1 rRNA gene is annotated in these 258 nt (G+C 57.0%); it reads left to right on the forward strand.

From position 1 onward, the window contains the following. Nucleotides 1-161 precede the first annotated feature (161 nt). Nucleotides 162-258: ribosomal RNA gene (gene rrf, locus IG94_RS39910) — 5S ribosomal RNA — on the forward strand; the annotation flags it as partial.

The following is a 258-nucleotide window of genomic DNA, read 5'->3' on the forward strand; positions in this document are numbered from 1 at the left end:
CTGGGTTGATAGGCCGGATCTGGAAGCACCGTGAGGTGTGGAGGTGACCGGTACTAATAGGCCGAGGGCTTGTCCTCAGTTGCTCGCGTCCACTGTGTTGGTTCTGAAACCACGAACAACCCCATGTGCCACACATGGTGCGGTTGTCTGTTTCATAGTGTTTCGGTGGTCATAGCGTAGGGGAAACGCCCGGTTACATTTCGAACCCGGAAGCTAAGCCTTACAGCGCCGATGGTACTGCAGGGGGGACCCTGTGGG

Source organism: Streptomyces olivaceus (assembly GCF_000721235.1).
Taxonomy (GTDB): Bacteria; Actinomycetota; Actinomycetes; order Streptomycetales; family Streptomycetaceae; genus Streptomyces; species Streptomyces olivaceus.